Below are 16,061 nucleotides of genomic sequence, written 5' to 3'. Positions count from 1 at the left end.
CCCAGATGAGCTTCGGTGATTGCTGGAAGATGAACCCGTCACATCGCGCGCCTTCCTTGTCGGTCCAGAGGACTTCAGCTTGCCTCCAGGTGAGCTTCGGTCGTCGTTGGAGGATCACTCCGCCCCGTTCGTCAATTTGGGTTCGGCAGATCAGCCGGGTTTCGACCGCAGTCCGCCGCCGGCTCTATCTCTGTATCTTCCCCAGGGCTGGCAGCACTGGGACCAGTGCGCGCCGGAAGACCTCAAGGAAGGAATGCGCTTGCACAACGTGCCAACCGCGGCTGACCCAAACAAAAATCTAACTCTTCGGGACGTGAACTACACGGCCACTATCGGACCGGCAGGTCTGGAGCACGAAATTGTTCTCCGTAGGACTTGAGCAGAGTCGCCGCCCATCCTGGTTGGAGCTCAGCGAGGCTTCTCGGCCATCCAGCGAACGTTCATATGGTCCGACCACTGCTGTTCGAGCAAGGCGCAAAGCGCGTTGCGTGCTCACGGACCGCCTTATCTCGGAATGACACTAAGAGAGAACGAGAGAGTAACTTGTACTTCGGCCTTCCCCGTGTCTTTGAGGAGGATGTCCAGAAGTTTCGCCCGGCGGCGGTGATGCCATCGAAAAGTTTGAAGAAATCGCCGTCTTGGGCATGCGCGCTGTGGAGCGAGGATGGGTGGCTGCAAGCACAGGTGCCGCAGCCGAACGACGCAAAAGCGAGGAACTGCCGTACCCAGCATCGATGTATCGGCTCTGCGTAGCTTTCGAAGCGCGCCGAAAACGAAACGCCCGGTACCTCCTGTGCGACTGCAACCAATGCACAAATTCTAGGCGAGCGATAGCAGCAGGAGTGGCGTTCTAGGCGACCGGCCCGTAGGAGCACGGGACACTCTTCCCCTGGCCTGCCGAGTTGGATAGCATCACAACCTTGAAGAGAGAAGAGCATGGCGAGCAGGCTTGAACGCGTCGAGAGGGTAGAGAGATCCGCGATTCTTCGGCGCCTCGGTCGCGTGCAGGCGTGGCGCAGGGCTCGCCTCCAGCGGCTCTTGGCCGATCCTGATATAGCGAAGAACGACCCGGAGCGACGCAAGTCCATCAAGGCGGCGCAGCACTATACGGCGGTCTCGATGCGCGCCAAAGCCATTCAGATCGGACTGATAGATCGCTAGTGCGGCACGCCCAGCCGCCCGCATGGCACGCCGGGACTGGACGATGTTCAACGGCCTTTCGGCCGTCCAAGATGTCGTATCATCGATTGCGGGATCAGCTATCGGAGTGCTTCCGAGCATTGGGGCGTTGGTGATGTTCTCGCCACAGGATCACGCTTTCGCGCGATCAAGATGTGCTTCTGAAGCAACTTTCGAATGCCCGGTAGTAGCGTTCTTCATCGCTAGTACCCACTTTTCTTGGATCGTGAGTCGTGATTCAAGATATGGATGATACCCAAAGCGAGAGAAGTCCACCTTTCGAGGGAGATCGCAAGGTGCTTGTGGCGTGCTGTCATTCGCCAGTGACGTTCCAGGCCGATTTGGAGTGGGTGCGGATAGTTCTTTTGGCGCCGGCCGAGCGCAGCACGCGGTCGATCGACAAGGAAGTTGGATCCAAACACGGATCGTTAACCTTTGGCGGCATCGCTATGCCGACCATGGCCTTGAAGGTCTGAAGGACATGCCGCGGTCTGACAAGCAGCCGATCTATACGAAGACGACCGACAAGCGAATTCTGAAGCTGTCGGACAAGCTACCCCAGCAAAGTTTGCGCGCTGGACCGGCGCTCTGCTGGCCGAGGCGCCAGGGATGTTGACGTCCAATATGTCTGGCGGTTTGTGCGCAGCCACCAGGTTGACTTGTCGACTCGCAAGCCCTCATGTGAGAGCAACGACCCGAACTTTACGGCCAAAGCCGCCGATGTTGTCGGCCATATGTTGCCCCGCCCGCGAACGCCATTGTGCTGTGCGTGGTCGAGAAGCCCTCGATCCAGGCTTTGGAGCGAGCGCAGGGTTATCTGAAGTTGTTCGATGACCGCGCCTTGATCGGCCAGAGCCACGATTACAAGCGTGCATGGCACGACAACATTATTTGCCGCGCTCGAAGTCGCCACCGGAAAGATCATCGCGACCTAGAATACGCGGATGGCCTAACCTAGGCAGCGACCTCATCATCACGGCCAAACTCGATCGCACCTTCGGACCGGACGCGCATGCGCCCGGCACGCTCGACTTCCAAATAGCTGAAAGCGGGCGCGCCAGTCCCGGCCGATTCGGCAATAGTCGATAGCTCGCCTGGACTGCGAAGGTCAGTGGCCGGAATCCGATGGCGAATGAGTTCGAGAGTCCGTCACCATCTCGGGCGTATCGGAGTTGATTCTTACCTTCTTGATCGGTGTATGATCTTGCGGTGCGCGAGCCGTATTCGGATTATCCACGCTGGCTGTCCAATAATCAGCTAGATTGCCGCCCAGAAACAAGACCTCGGTCTCCTCGCTCGGTATTCCCCCTAACCAATCTCGCAACTCCTCATCTCCGGGAGCATGCCCACGCTCTAGAATATCGTTGATCTTTTTGATCGGCCAGGCGGTGACGCTTGGTACCGTATAAGTGTGCAGCTTCTTAGCGTTTTTTGCAATTGCGTTCGCGCCATTCTCGCTATGGTCCTTTGAAAGGAGCAGTCGCGAGGGGGTCTGGCACAATGACACAAAAGCACTCTCTGTAAGGCCTTTCGTGTGCCATGCCGCGAGGCGCGCCATATCAATTTCGTCCTCTCTTTCGTCGTCCGAGCAGATAGCAGCCTTATAAACATGCGGGCTAGCCTGAGCACGCAAACCCGCTAGGGAACGCACATGCGCGATGGCACTCACCTTTTCGTCTAGAATCGGCTCACAATCGATGTTCTCGTTCTGAAAACGGTGCAGCGACAGATATGATGATGCCACCACATCGTCGAAAATGCGCTTGCCGTCGACACTGCCGGCAGAAGATCCGGTGGTTCGTGGCCACTGTGTTGCTCGCTGCGCAGCGAGTTTGATCTCGTTCTTCAGCGCCTTAACGCTCGCTCCGGCCAGCGATGCCGCAAGTTCGGCGCGCCCTCTCACAAAGGATGCGGCCGGGCAGCGCTCGCTTTCCCGGATGGCGCTCGCTCTCCGATTGCCCGTCGTCATGGTCGAGGGTGATCCAATCCGGAAATCCATGGAAGCGGCAGCTGAATCTGATGTTGAGCGCAGTTCACTCAGCTGCTGCTCAAAGTCCGCTTGATCCGGGGACGGGTATGCTAGTGAGCTGGTTTGTAGGCTTAGTCTGCCCGGCTCTTGCTGCGTCCGCTGCTGCTGGGTCAAGCGTTCTATTGTGTTCTGTGGATCGATGTTCATCTGCTCCCCTCGCGCGCGGATCGTTCGGTTTGATCTTGGCAGGTGCGGCTTTCGAGAAGCTGACAAATGAGGAAAGCATGCGGCCGCCAACTTTTCGGGGGGGCTTCCCGGTCGGCTAGCCACGCTGCGGGAGAGCGTCCCACGAACTGCGTACGCCAGGTAATCCGGCGCATTCGCGTGCCTGATGGGTCATGGGATGACGTTGCGGCTGTGTAACTCATCTGCCAAATAGTTTAGCAGCCGCTGGGAGTGTGCTCGCAGCCGTGCTGCCCCATCCTTTTTACGGGCTGGAAGTCGCGCAGAGCCTCGGAACGAAGCCACAGCTAGCAAAGTATCGCGGCAGAGAAGTGACGGAAGCGAAGAATGCTGCGCGCAATCGGCACATAATCTGCCGAGCATCTGCTCCAGCGCTTTGTGTTCCCCAGCTACTTCCAGCAGGAGCGAGCCTAACCGGTGGGCACCGGCCTAGCCCAACCAAGCGGCCGGCATGCCTTCAACGAAGAGGTCCGTCTCAGTTGGCCGCCATCGGGACCGCATCGTCCAGAACGCTTCCCAGTACCCTTTATTTTGGGACGATCTTGCAGGCCCCATGCTGGTATTCCACCAATAGAAGCTGCTCGTGCCGGCTCCGACTTAACCGGTCAGTGTTTCCTTAAATAGGCAATCCGGCAGGCGCGTCGGACTGGCCAACTTGGCTCACTTAAGCGCGTCAGCTTGTCGACAGCTAATCCCGATAGAGCGAGAACCAGAGAGCGACCCTATCTGCTCAGGATTGCGAACCGACTCAAACCGAGAGGGGACATGGACCCGTTTAACAGCATCAACCCATTCGACCGAGACTTTGCTGCTTACAACGCCGCGGTGCCACAACCGCAACAGCAGCAAGCGGAGTTTGAGCCGTACTTGGATGAAGTGCCGCAGCTTGATACCACTGCCGTCGACGGGATTCCCGTTTCTCCAGATCGCTACAATCCTCATCTGTCTGATGAAGACCGTAGATTCACCGAGGCGTCGGAACTTGGGGACCATACTGCACGCGGTCCTCATCCCCCGGACGCAGTCACTAGACGCGTTGGGGACGCCGCTTCTCAGCGCAGCGCGTCGCGTGAAGCTTTGAACTGGCCTAAGGAGATGACTGCCGAAGGTCACGATCAGGATCCGCCGCGAGCTATAACGGGCGAAGTCATCCTAGCATCGTCTCTCAAGCCAGCCGCGCGCGATCACCAAACACCGGATCCCGGAGAAGCCGTTCGTCACTCCAACTGGAGCTACGGTTCCCAGCCGGCTCACAACGAGCTGACCGGGAGCCTCCCCCTTTCAAGTCACGCGGCTCGCGTGGGTGAGGATTACAGCCGGCAGTTGTGTCCTGCGAAGAGGCAGAGGACGCTAGGCCATGCGGAACTGGATGCTATTGAGCGCCAGCTGAGCGAGCCGGGCAATTCAATAGCTCGTGTGCTGATGGAAAGCGCAGGCGCACCGTCGCCTTTCGGGCCAGCGGTCGATTCGCCATTGGTCCTTCCTGAGGAAGGTTACGATCAGGATCAGCTGTGGGCGATGGTGGAAGACGTCGGCCCATCATCGTCTCTCGAGCCAACCGCGCGCCATCAGCAGACCCTGGATTCAGGAGCCGTCGTTCGTCCCTTCAACTTCCGGCAAGGCGACCAGCACGTGTTGGCTGCGCCTGACGGTAGCAGCATTCCGCCGAGCCAGGACAGCCGACCCAACAGTTTCCTGGTTCACACTGACCGCTACACCGCGCTGTTCGTGCCCGCGGCGGCGATGAGGCGAAGCACCCCACTCAATCCGCCAGGCGCTGCCATTCGTCGCGGATCTCGATTGGAAAGCGTTCCGCAGCCTAGCGCGCGGCCGGCGAATCCGGCCTCGCCAGCGCGGCTTGGACGGTCGACGGAGCAAGCCGCCCCGGCGTCCTCCAGGGCTGAGAGGACGTCCCCCGCGGTCCGCGAGATTTATGCAGCATCATGGGCCGTTCCCGAGGGCTTTTCGCACGGCACCCAACCCGCCCCGCCCACGATGATTTCGAAGCTCGGCCGCTGGGGCCTCCTGCCGGACGCGGCGCAGCCGGAAAAACAATATGACATTCGCGGCGAGCGCTATACCGCCCTCTTGGGTCCGGGAGGGCCCAACGACGTTCGGCTCATCCATTATCCACGAATGTAGACGCCGAGGAACACTCGACACTAGGAGCCCGTCCAGATAGCTCTGATAGCGGGGTTGTTATTGGACGGCAGCTTGCTCCAGCGACTCTGCGACCTTGGCAATGGGGCGGGCGGTGCAAATGAGCGCTGCCCGTCCCGATGAACTTGCGCGCAACATCGCTCAGCGACTCCTCGTTGAGCCGAAAGCCATCGTCCCTTTATTGTTTGGGAAGAGCCAATGGCCAAAGCTGCGAAGAAAACCTAACGCGTTCTTGGCCACGCCTTGACCGACCAGAGCCACGATTACAAGCGGCATGGCACGACAACATTAATCGCCGCGCTCGAAGTCGCCACCGGAAAGATCATCGCGACGCATTCAAAACGCCGGCGCCGCGTCGAATTTCTCGATTTCATGAACAGCCTCACCGCGGCTTTTCCGAACCGGAAGCTTCACGTCATCCTCGACAACCTCAACACCCACAAGAAGAGCGAGGACTGGCAAGGCCCACCCAACGTGCAATTACATTTCACAGCGACAAGAGTGTCCTGGTTCAATCAGGTCGAGGTGTGGTTTTCGATCTTGCAGGGGCAGTCGCTCAGCGACACCTCCTTCGCAAGCCTCAAGCAGCTGCAGGATCACATCGATGCCTACGTCAACGCGTAGAACGACAGATACGAACCCTTCGTCTGGACCAAGAAAAAGGTCCATCAACGCCGTTTCAAAGGACGCCGTATCACTCAGCTCTGATTCCGTGTACTAGACGCGTGATCCCCGCCCCGTCGCGCGCGTATCCCCGATACGTGCTGCGCCTGTCTCGCACACGCGATTAACCACGGCTCAGCGCGCATTAACCGATCAGCATTGCGCGGTGGCGAACAGAGTGAGACTTCGCTCTCATCCTGATTGATTGTCGCGCCATACAGCATCTCCCGGTCTGGTTTCTCAGGTTTGGGCTGGCGTGACCTTTTCGACTGTCGCGCTGCCGAAAGTTCTTGCCAATTGCAGGAAGTTCGCAAGGAGCTCGTCTCCTCCTTGGGTCAGTATCGATTCCGGATGAAACTGTACGCCATAGGTTGGTTGATGGCGATGGGCCAAAGCCATGATCTCACCTTCAGCTGAACGGGCTGTCACCATGAGATCCTGCGCGCATGGCTCAGTGAGTTCGACGATCAGAGAATGGTAGCGCCCGACGCAAAGCGGAGACTGTAATCCCTTAAACAGCCCCCGGCCGTCATGGGTTATGCACGAGGGCCGGCCATGCATGGGGCGACGCGCGCGCGCCACGCGCCCGCCGAAAGCGCTTCCAACGCACTGGTGCCCGAGGCAGATCCCGAGAATTGGGACGCGACCGGAGAGCTCGCGGACCACGGCGGTGGATATCCCAGCCTCCATAGGCGTGCGGGGACCGGGCGAGATGACGACTGCCTGTGGCTTGAGGCCGAGGACGTCGCCGATGGTGACCGCATCATTTCGGATCACTTGCGCCTCTTCCCCGAGCTTACGGACATGGCGGGCAATATTGAAGACGAAGGAGTCGTAGTTATCGATGATGACGATCAAAATGCACCAAATGTTGAGACGCGAAAGCGTCAACGATTCGCTGTGCCTTTGCGAGCGCCTCTTCATATTCGGCCTCCCGACCAGGCATCGCCGTTATCCCGCGGCGTGCATGCAGCGCGGCCAGGTCATTGTCGATCATCATACTGCGGATCGCAATGTTCCTACCCATGAGCCCATTCAACCCGTGAAGCCGATCATGCCGCAATATACGTCTCGCGCCGCTCGTTCGATATCCGCAATGATTCCCATCAATCGCATCGTTGACGCTCCAGTTCGCGGAACTGCCCGGAAGCGAAGCTCAGAGCACTCTGCGTCTTGGTCTGCTGCAGTGCGGCGCCTGACCATCGAGCCGAAGTGGTTCGCCGACGCACAGGATTCGAGGTGGCACAGCGCAAGGAACTTCCATCAACCGCCGCCAGTGTAACGGCGGATAGATCGTTGCGCAGCGGGTCAACGATCGGCCACTGTCCTTTTCGGACGGAAGCGGGATTTTAGCACGGCGTCGGTTTGCCTTGGAGTTCCAGAATGTGCGATCGTGCCCTTGACGGAGCGCGCTTCCATGCGTCGTCCGTCGAGTCTCAGGAATCGTTCCGGCGATGCAATTGTCAGCTTGCCCTGGCCCAGCAGCGCTGCAAAGCGCGCTGGATTCGACGACCGCAGCCCGCAGTAGAAGGCAAGCTGATCCAATGAGGTCGACAGCTGTGCGCAAAGAGTGCTGCCCAGCGTTCACCTGGAAGACGTCGCCTGCCAGAATCGAGGACGACGACGTGTTGGAACGCTGCAATTAGTTTTGCCGGCTGAAAGTTCGAATGCCACGGGTCGGTTGAGCTGGAGCCCCTATTCTGCGGCGAGCTCGGGCTAGCGGGGCGAGCTGCCGTCGGCGCGACTACGCCAACGCTGGCTCCGCCGTGCAGCGTCCTGTTCGGGCCGTCCGGCGGAAACAATCCTGCGCAATCATGATGGCCTCGAAGCTGACGACCAGCCCATAGATGCGCAGGATTGATTGAGACAAGCGCTGACGGGCGATTGCCGGGATCGGCAAGTCGTTCTGACGTCCTGTTCAGATGACAGGCAAAAAAAGCCTGCAGGCATCTCTGGAACAGAAGCAAATCGGTCAATGCTCTTACGGATACTTGGCGAGCAAAGAACTCTCCATGAATCGTCCTCGATAGCATCTCCGTTGCAACCGCCCTCCGTCCGCAACCATGTAGGTTCAGAACGGCTTGCAGGCCGGATATGAGTAGCCGCCGAGCAGCTCATGCCTTGCTGCGCTATCGAGAAACGCAAGATCAGGCGATTGCTCGAGACGTCGCATTGCTGCGGCAGGCTCGATTCACCGCAGTTGCCGTCAATGACCAACGAGTGGAGCGCTGCGAGAGGTCTCCCATTGGGTGGTCTTGCGCGACGGTGACCATCGTCCGCGACTTGCAAGCCATCGAGACCGGTTTCAAACTATTCCCGCCGGTGGACCCGGCTGACTGCCAGCGGACCGATGCGTGCAGTCACTTAGCTCATGTCGGCGTCGAAGCCGGGCGCGCATTGGTCGATACATCGTAGTCCGCGGCAAACCGCAGCTCACGGAGTGGTCGCACCCGCCTGATTGATTCCTGGTACAGATGATGCGCTTTGTAGGCCGCGAGTTCCGTCTCGTTGTCGAACTCACCGTAAACCACGACATCGATATCGTTGCCGAGGGCATCGCTCTTGCGGTTACGTGCAACCTCAAGCCGGCGCGCATGTGGGATTGTAGTGAGAAGCGATAGGCCTTCGATGATTTGCTCGATATGGGCCCTATCCTTCGCGGAGAACAAGACGATGTGACGAATCATGGAAGCCCTAAAGGAGGAGTGATGCCGCAAGGAGGCCGCATAACTATCTTGAGAGCCGGGCCGCCGCAATGGCCGCAGCCATAGGGACCGCGCTAGACCGCTCAAGGGCTTGGCGCTAGCGATGTTGCCCGCAGTCTGCCTTGGTACTTGCAACGACCTTATTTCGTCAGGAGGCCGGAAGGGCAAGGCGCTCAATCGTTTGAATGTGACGCGCGAGCAGGCGGCAGGCTTGATCGATATTGCGCGCTCGCAGCGCTTGCAGAATTAGGCGGTGATCCTGACTGGGCCGCGGTCGCCAGCCGCTCGTGCGGGCCATCGCGAACACCAATCGAGAATTTGCAAGCTGCAGTCCGTCGAGACTGGCGAGCAGGCGGGGCATCGCGCAGGGCGCGACGAGGGCCTGATGAAAGGCGCGGTTGGTAACCTCAAATTCCTGAATGGTCTGCGCATTTTCCCCCTCGATCAGAGCGAGCTCGATGCGTGCCAAATGGTGAGACGTGAGCTTTGGGGCCGCATTGCGCAACGCGACCACTTCGAGCGCGGCGCGCATCTCGGCGATTTCCCTCACTGAATTGGTGTCGAGTGGCGCAACCCGGACCCCGCGACGAGGCTGAGCTACGACAAGGTACTGCGCCTCCAATTGTCGAAAGGCCTCGCGCACCGGAACGTGACTTGAGTTGAATTCCCGCGCGATGTGATCCTGCCGGAGCGGGGCGTCTGGCTGCAGCGCGCCGTTGATGATGCGCTCGCCGATTGCTTGCGCAATGCGGCCAGTCATGGTTGCGTTCTCTCCGTTCATCATAGATTATCTATCATAAAAACGAATGCATTCGCATCTGGCCTAGGCTAGCATCCCGTAATCAATCACATCATAGATAATATCGGTTATTATCTATGATCCGTCGAGGGTGGGAAAATCAAGATGGACGCGGCTGTGGAGGGCGAGCGGAACGATGGCGCGAGCCGCGCATCGATCCGAAGTGATTGGGAACTAGCGGAGGCCGCAGCGCTCCATGACCTGCCGTTTTCCGACCTGATGTTTCAGGCGCAGTGCGTCCATCGCGAGAACTTCGATCCAAACCACATCGAAACGGCAAGCCTGCTCAGCATCAAGACCGGCGGCTGTCCGGAGGACTGCGGCTACTGCTCGCAGAGCGCACATTACGAAACGGGCCTGAAAGCCACGCGCCTGATGGATCGCGCAAATGTGGTTGCCGCCGCGCAGCGCGCCAAGGCTGCTGGCGCCGCCCGCTTCTGCATGGCCGCAGCCTGGCGCAGTCCGAAAGGCCGCGATCTCGATACTGTCTGCGACATGGTGAGTGCGGTTAAAGATCTTGGCATGGAAACCTGTGCCACACTTGGTATGCTGACATTCAAGCAAGCGACACAACTCGCCAACGCCGGGCTCGACTTCTACAATCATAACGTCGACACTTCAGCCGAATTCTACGGCAAGATCATCTCGACCCGCGCCCTGCAGGACCGCATCGACACGCTTGGACATGCCCGCAAGGCCGGTCTCAAGCTGTGCAGCGGCGGCATTGTCGGGATGGGCGAGTGCACCGCGGATCGACTGGGCATGCTCGCCAATCTCGAAAAGCATCCGGAAAGCGTGCCGATCAATCTGTGGAACGAAGTCAAGGGCGTGCCAGTGAACGACACCGCGGAGCGTCCCGATCCGATCGCATTTGCGCGGCTGGTTGCAACCGCCAGGATCATGATGCCAAAGAGCGTGGTGCGGCTCTCCGCCGGACGACAATACATGACCGACGAGGCCCAGGCGCTGTGTTTTTTGGCTGGCGCGAATTCGATCTTCATTGGTGACGTACTTCTGACCACCAAAAACCCGCAAGCCGATTGCGATGCAAACTTGCTCGGTCGGCTCGGCATCAAGTCCTCAGCCAAGTGAAACAGAGCAGTGAGCGCATTGCGCGCAAACTCCAGCAAAGGTGAGCCATGCAAGTCACGTTGATGAAAGGCAAAATCCATCGCGCCTCGGTCACGCAGGCCGATCTGCACTATGAGGGCTCGATATCGATCGATCGCACGCTATTGGATGCGGCGGGATTCTTGATCAACGAACGCGTCGAAATCTACAACATCGAAACCGGAGCACGATTCGCCACCTATGTCATTGAGGCGCCGGAAGGGTCGGGCACCATAGGTCTGAACGGTGCAGCCGCGCGCCTTGCGATGACGGGCGACAAGGTGATCATCGTTGCATATGCGTCTTTCGAGGAGGTGGAAGCCAAGGAGTTCAAGCCGCGCGTTGTGCTGGTTGATCGGGAAAATCGCATCTTGCCGGGCTGAAAACCAACGAGGCCGACGTTGGGGCCGCTCGGTCTTCGCCGGCCAATGGGACGCATGCGCGTCATCTGCCGACGTTAGGAAGTCAACGATGAACTCGATCCACGCCGCGAAGCTGGCCGACTATGTCGCGGCCCTGCACGCCTTAAAAGAAGACGATCGGCTGCGCGGCCTCAAACCGCGCACGGGGATCGATTTTGCGTCGAATGATTATCTTGCTCTCGCGAGTGCGCCGCGCATGAAAAAGGCCGTCCTGGCTGCCCTGGAGACCGGCACGCCGATCGGAGCCGGCGGTTCGCGCCTTCTGCGCGGCAATTGCGAGGAGCACGAAAGGCTTGAAGCCGAAGCAGCGCAGTTCTTCGGCGCAGAGACAGCGCTGTTCTTTGGCGGCGGTTATGTTGCAAATTTTGCCGTCTTGACGACGTTGCCGCAACGAGGCGATTTGCTCGTTCTCGATTGCCTTGTGCACGCGAGTATTCATGAGGGCGCGCGGGCAGGGCGGGCCGATTTCCGCATAAGCGCTCACAACGACCCTGAATCGGTCGAAAACGCGATACGCGATTGGCGTGCGAAAGGCGGAACAGGCCGCGTATGGATTGTGGTCGAAAGCCTCTACAGCATGGACGGCGATTTCGCTCCGCTGGAAGACCTGGTTGCGCTCGCAGACCGGTACGACGCATTCCTGGTGGTGGACGAGGCTCATGCGACGGGCGTCTACGGCGAGCAGGGACGAGGGCTCACCGCGCCTTACGGGACGCTCGAAAATCTCCTGGTCGTCCACACCTGCGGCAAGGCACTCGGTGCTGCCGGAGCGCTTGTTACCGCCTCCGGTGTGCTGCGCGACTTCATGGTCAATCGCTGCCGTCCGTTCATTTTCGCCACCGCGCCCTCACCGCTGATGGCCGTCGCCGTACGCGAGGCACTCTTGATCCTGCAGGAGGAGCCCGAGCGTCAGCAACGCCTGGCCGAGCTGGTCGCGTTCACTCATCGACAGTTGGCTGTGCGCGGTTGGGAAAGTTCATCGATCTCGCAGATCGTGCCATACATCGTTGGCAACAACGCAGGTGCAATGAATCTTGCCTCTGCGCTACAGGCTCGCGGCTTCGACGTCCGCGCAATCCGGCCACCAACCGTGCCGGCAGGAACAGCCCGTTTACGCATTTCGCTGACACTCAATGCGGGGCAGGATGACGTGCGTTCAATGCTCGATGCTCTATTCGAGGAGACGAGAGATGACGCGTTATCAGGTCGGGGTCATGGTGACAGGTGAAGGATCGGACAAACGGCTTCTTGTGTCGGCATCTTTTGGGCGCGAGCTATCAAGAGGCCGATGCTGGCCGAGCCCGATGATGAGATCGCGATCGAACTTTCCGGGCCGCCGGACAATCGGGCACCCGGTCGAATCTTGGCCGAATTTTATGGTCTTCGAATGCCTGCCTCGCTCAATTATCCTGGCAATTTTGCGGGCGTTCGCGAACGACACGGACGTTGCTCGATGTGGCCGGACACCGAAGACCGGCGCTCGTGTGTTAGACAAGTTACCGACGCTGGCGCTGTCCGCACCATTCGCTTTGAACGGCCGAGCCGGATGTGTCGGTGAATAGTCTCCAGGTTGATGATGCAGCTCTTTTCGACGGCGCTGGACGAAATGAACTCGACCACCAAACATCACCGCCGTTCAAAGCGTACCGTTCTGCGTCAATTAGGAGACATCCTGCAGCGCGCATGCGCATTCGTCCGATCCGGACAATGTTTGCCTGCCGACGGCAATCTCAACCTGTCACAACGCATGAAATTCAACTCATGAGAGCGGCCGCGATGCGCCGTGCCTTGACCTTCTATGCGTTTAACCCGTCTGTTGGCATTCGAGCAAGATCCTCTGGTTCAAGGATGGAGCGAAGGCGATGGGCCCCTTGCATGACGATTGCGCGGCCACTGTTGAAATGAGGCGATCCGGAACGCCGTTATAAGCGCGCCGAGCGCCGTTTGCTCGGTTCTGCGCTGGCGCTGATCACCCTGGACCGGCCCCCGATCCTCCACGAGGCAGTGACAGCTCCTGCAAAGTGGCATCCGTTCGCGAATTTCACGGGCGCTGAATGCCCGGAGGACGACGTGAGTACAATGCTCGACCGCTCGGGTCGAGGAGACAGGAGGTGATCGCCGATGAGGCAGCAGCAAATCGTGGTGACTGGCACAGATACCGGGATTGGAAAGACGGTCTTCTGCGCGGGCCTCGCCAATCTTCTTGATGCGACCTATTGGAAGCCAATTCAGGCTGGTCTTGAAGGAGAGACCGATGCCGAGGTCGTCGCGCGGCTTGGCGGCCTTGCGTCCGATCGCATCGTGACGGAGCTCTACCGCCTGCGCACGCCCGCTTCACCGCACCTTTCTGCGGAGATCGACGAAGTTCGCATCAACACGGACACGCTCGATGTGCCGGACGCCGGAGGGCGGCCGCTCGTGATCGAGGGCGCCGGCGGGCTGATGGTACCGCTGAGTAGCGGTACACTTTACATTGACATTTTCGAGCGATGGCGGCTTCCAGTCGTGATCTGCGCGAGCACCGCGTTAGGAACGATTAATCACTCGTTGCTCTCCATCGAGGCTCTGCGAAAGCGTCAAATCGACATTCTCGGAATAGCCTTCATTGGCGAGAAGAACTCGGAAGCTGTGAGGGCGATTTGCGAAATTGGCCGGGTGCGTTGGTTAGGACGCTTGCCCTGGATCGCTCCCCTGTCGCCAGACACACTGCAGGCTGCGTTCAACGCCTCATTCCGTCGAGATGATTTCGCGCCATGATGCCAAGGAAGCGGTCGCCGATCTGGCATCCATTCACGCAACACGCGCTTCAGGACGAGATGACAAGGATCGTACGTGGTGATGGGGCTTATCTCCACACCGCGGACGGGCGCCGCATCATTGATGCAATCTCCTCCTGGTGGGTTGTAACCCATGGCCATTGCCATCCGCATATCGTCGGCGCGATCCAGGAGCAGGCCGGCAAGCTCAACCAAATTATCTTTGCCGGGTATACTCATGATCCGGCCGAGGAGGTTGCAGCGCTGCTGCTAAAGGTCACGCCGCCCGGTCTTGACCATGTCTTCTTCTCCGACAGTGGCTCAGCCAGCGTGGAAGTCGCGTTAAAGATGGCGCTCGGCTACTGGCACAATATAGGCAAACAGCGAACACGCATCGTCGTGATGCAGCATTCCTATCACGGCGATACGGTTGGGGCGATGTCGGTAGGGAGCCGCGGCGTATTCAACGCGCCCTACGAGCCTGTGCTGTTCGACGTCACTTCGGTTCCGTTCCCGGTAAGAGGCCGTGAACAGGCAACGCTCGACGCGCTCGAGTCCGCATGTCGAAATGAGATGCCCGCAGCGTTCATTGTCGAGCCTCTCATATTGGGGGCAGGCGGGATGCTGATGTACCCCGCCTGGGTGCTCAAAGAGATGAAGCGGATCTGCGAGGCATCAGGGGTTCTGTTCATTGCTGACGAGGTCATGACGGGCTGGGGCCGCACCGGCTCGCTGTTCGCCTGCCAGCAGGCGAACATCACGCCTGATATCGTCTGCTATTCAAAGGGCATTACTGGTGGTGCGCTTCCACTCGCGGTCACACTCTGCCGCGGCGATATTTTTGATGCGCATTATTCGAAAGACCGTACGCGTACGTTCTTTCACTCGAGCTCATATACCGCAAATCCTCTGGCCTGTGCTGCCGCTAAGGCCAATCTGGATCTATGGCAAGATAGGGAAGCGCGCCGGCGGGTGGCGGCGCTGGCGACGATGCAAGAGGAGGCAATCGAGCCATTCCGCCTCGACCCGCGCTTTGAAGGCATCCGTCGTACGGGCACCATTACCGCACTCGATCTCAAAACCGGCGACGCTGGCTATCTCGCCGACATCGGTCCAAAGCTTCAGGCTTTCTTCAAGGGGCGAAACCTGCTGTTGCGGCCGCTCGGCAATACGATCTACGTGATGCCGCCATACTGCATCACAAAGACGGACCTCGACGAGATATACGCGGCCATCAGGGATGCTGCCGATGCGCTGGCTTGCGCCAATCGATCCCGGGCAACAGATAGCTCAACTGCGCCGGAGAGATCGTTACCGATTCAGCGGCGACCGATGGCCAGATGAACTTTCCTGTCTCGAGGCTTTTGGTAACCAGGTATGCTCCCCGGTCATGGTGCGTCGGCTCCGGGAGTTGCACCCGGAGCCGCTCTCCGAACCGTAGTGACGCTCTCACGTCATACGGCTCTCAACAAGTAACGAAGCAGAACTCAACATCGTCCAATGAGCGAACAGCTTCGGCCTACGGCAGCGGATTAATCTGAGCGAGGTGGAGGCTCGAAGCATGCCAGCTGGCTGAACATGGTGGAGATTGAGGTCGGCGTGCTGCGCAGCCAATGCCTCGACAGGCGCATTGGGGATCGCCGACAGCTCATATCCTCGTTCTATGTTGGTTTGTCTTCCGTCGTTAGTGCTGCACACATGACGGATCGGTCAAACAAAAAAATAAGTCGCAGATGCCGTCCAACGGGTTGTCCGCGCATTGAGGATATGACGTATCGGCTACCTGCACCTTGGTGGTGACCGGTTGGGCGGAAACCTCAGCAACAAAGGTCGGCACCGCCGCCGTTCCAAGCGCGAGGGCGCTCGCAGTCACAATGACGAATTTTTTCATTCTAGAGTCGCTTCCCTAGGTTGGCCCCAGCCGTCCACCACGTCTATATGACCGCAGCGCAAGTGGTAAAATTGATTCTCTTGATTGGGTCCATCTACGGAATGGATAAGTCCGGATATCTCGGCAGGACCTCGCCTTAGGTCAATCGGAGTCAGCCGCCCACG

General features: G+C 59.1%; 13 protein-coding genes and 2 pseudogenes. 9 read left to right on the top strand and 6 right to left on the bottom strand.

Translation table 11 applies throughout. The features are described 5' to 3' along the window. The first annotated feature begins 936 nt into the window (after positions 1-936). Together MTX23_RS28065 and MTX23_RS28060 are read left to right on the top strand one after the other, a co-directional pair. On the top strand, positions 937-1,161 hold the full coding sequence (locus MTX23_RS28065; RefSeq protein ID WP_280973379.1) for a hypothetical protein: 225 nt from the start codon (positions 937-939) through the stop codon (positions 1,159-1,161). Between the two features lie 267 nt (positions 1,162-1,428). Then, positions 1,429-2,111: pseudogene (locus tag MTX23_RS28060) on the top strand (IS630 family transposase); the annotation flags it as partial. Between the two features lie 176 nt (positions 2,112-2,287). On the opposite strand, the gene MTX23_RS28055 reads toward MTX23_RS28060, so the two are convergent. Continuing rightward, the gene (locus MTX23_RS28055; RefSeq protein ID WP_280973378.1) at positions 2,288-3,355 is read right to left on the bottom strand and encodes a hypothetical protein; all 1,068 of its coding nucleotides are present in this window, start codon (positions 3,353-3,355) and stop codon (positions 2,288-2,290) included. An 801-nt stretch (positions 3,356-4,156) separates the two neighbouring features. On the opposite strand from MTX23_RS28055, the gene MTX23_RS28050 reads away from it, so the two are divergent. Together MTX23_RS28050 and MTX23_RS28045 are read left to right on the top strand one after the other, a co-directional pair. Next, entirely contained in the window at positions 4,157-5,533 is a 1,377-nt protein-coding gene (locus MTX23_RS28050) for a hypothetical protein (protein WP_280973377.1), read from the top strand. Positions 5,534-5,791: 258 nt separating this feature from the next. Beyond that, positions 5,792-6,259: pseudogene (locus MTX23_RS28045) on the top strand (IS630 family transposase); the annotation flags it as partial. Positions 6,260-6,454: 195 nt separating this feature from the next. Here MTX23_RS28045 and MTX23_RS28040 read toward each other — a convergent pair. From MTX23_RS28040 to MTX23_RS28030, 4 genes are all read right to left on the bottom strand, one after another. Further along, positions 6,455-7,072 carry an aminodeoxychorismate/anthranilate synthase component II gene (locus tag MTX23_RS28040; RefSeq protein WP_280978223.1) on the bottom strand — a complete coding sequence of 206 codons (618 nt, stop codon included), beginning with the start codon at positions 7,070-7,072 and terminating at the stop codon, positions 6,455-6,457. Between the two features lie 450 nt (positions 7,073-7,522). After that, positions 7,523-7,759, bottom strand: coding sequence for a chorismate-binding protein (locus MTX23_RS36470; RefSeq protein ID WP_348637525.1), 237 nt, complete (start codon positions 7,757-7,759; stop codon positions 7,523-7,525). A gap of 824 nt (positions 7,760-8,583) precedes the next feature. After that, positions 8,584-8,901, bottom strand: a complete 318-nt coding sequence (locus tag MTX23_RS28035; RefSeq protein WP_280973376.1) for a Dabb family protein — start codon at positions 8,899-8,901, stop codon at positions 8,584-8,586. A gap of 166 nt (positions 8,902-9,067) precedes the next feature. After that, on the bottom strand, positions 9,068-9,703 hold the full coding sequence (locus tag MTX23_RS28030; protein ID WP_280973375.1) for a GntR family transcriptional regulator: 636 nt from the start codon (positions 9,701-9,703) through the stop codon (positions 9,068-9,070). A gap of 120 nt (positions 9,704-9,823) precedes the next feature. On the opposite strand from MTX23_RS28030, the gene bioB reads away from it, so the two are divergent. The 5 genes from bioB to MTX23_RS28005 all read left to right on the top strand — a co-directional run bounded on the left by bioB (position 9,824) and on the right by MTX23_RS28005 (position 15,350). Beyond that, entirely contained in the window at positions 9,824-10,810 is a 987-nt protein-coding gene (gene bioB, locus MTX23_RS28025; protein WP_280973373.1) for a biotin synthase BioB, read from the top strand. A 47-nt stretch (positions 10,811-10,857) separates the two neighbouring features. Further along, positions 10,858-11,211 (top strand): aspartate 1-decarboxylase, encoded by a 354-nt coding sequence (gene panD, locus MTX23_RS28020; protein ID WP_280973371.1) that lies wholly within the window; start codon positions 10,858-10,860, stop codon positions 11,209-11,211. An 88-nt stretch (positions 11,212-11,299) separates the two neighbouring features. Next, positions 11,300-12,478 carry an 8-amino-7-oxononanoate synthase gene (locus tag MTX23_RS28015; RefSeq protein WP_280973370.1) on the top strand — a complete coding sequence of 393 codons (1,179 nt, stop codon included), beginning with the start codon at positions 11,300-11,302 and terminating at the stop codon, positions 12,476-12,478. Between the two features lie 893 nt (positions 12,479-13,371). Then, positions 13,372-14,007, top strand: a complete 636-nt coding sequence (gene bioD, locus MTX23_RS28010) for a dethiobiotin synthase (RefSeq protein ID WP_280973369.1) — start codon at positions 13,372-13,374, stop codon at positions 14,005-14,007. Then, positions 14,004-15,350, top strand: a complete 1,347-nt coding sequence (locus MTX23_RS28005) for an adenosylmethionine--8-amino-7-oxononanoate transaminase (RefSeq protein WP_280973368.1) — start codon at positions 14,004-14,006, stop codon at positions 15,348-15,350. The genes bioD and MTX23_RS28005 overlap by 4 nt, the downstream gene beginning before the upstream one ends. 340 nt (positions 15,351-15,690) lie before the next feature. On the opposite strand, the gene MTX23_RS28000 is transcribed toward MTX23_RS28005, so the two are convergent. Beyond that, on the bottom strand, positions 15,691-15,897 hold the full coding sequence (locus tag MTX23_RS28000) for a hypothetical protein (protein WP_280973367.1): 207 nt from the start codon (positions 15,895-15,897) through the stop codon (positions 15,691-15,693). Positions 15,898-16,061: the final 164 nt, after the last annotated feature.

This window comes from Bradyrhizobium sp. ISRA436, assembly GCF_029910015.1.
Taxonomy (GTDB): domain Bacteria; phylum Pseudomonadota; class Alphaproteobacteria; order Rhizobiales; family Xanthobacteraceae; genus Bradyrhizobium.
This window is presented reverse-complemented; position numbering and strand designations above follow the sequence as displayed.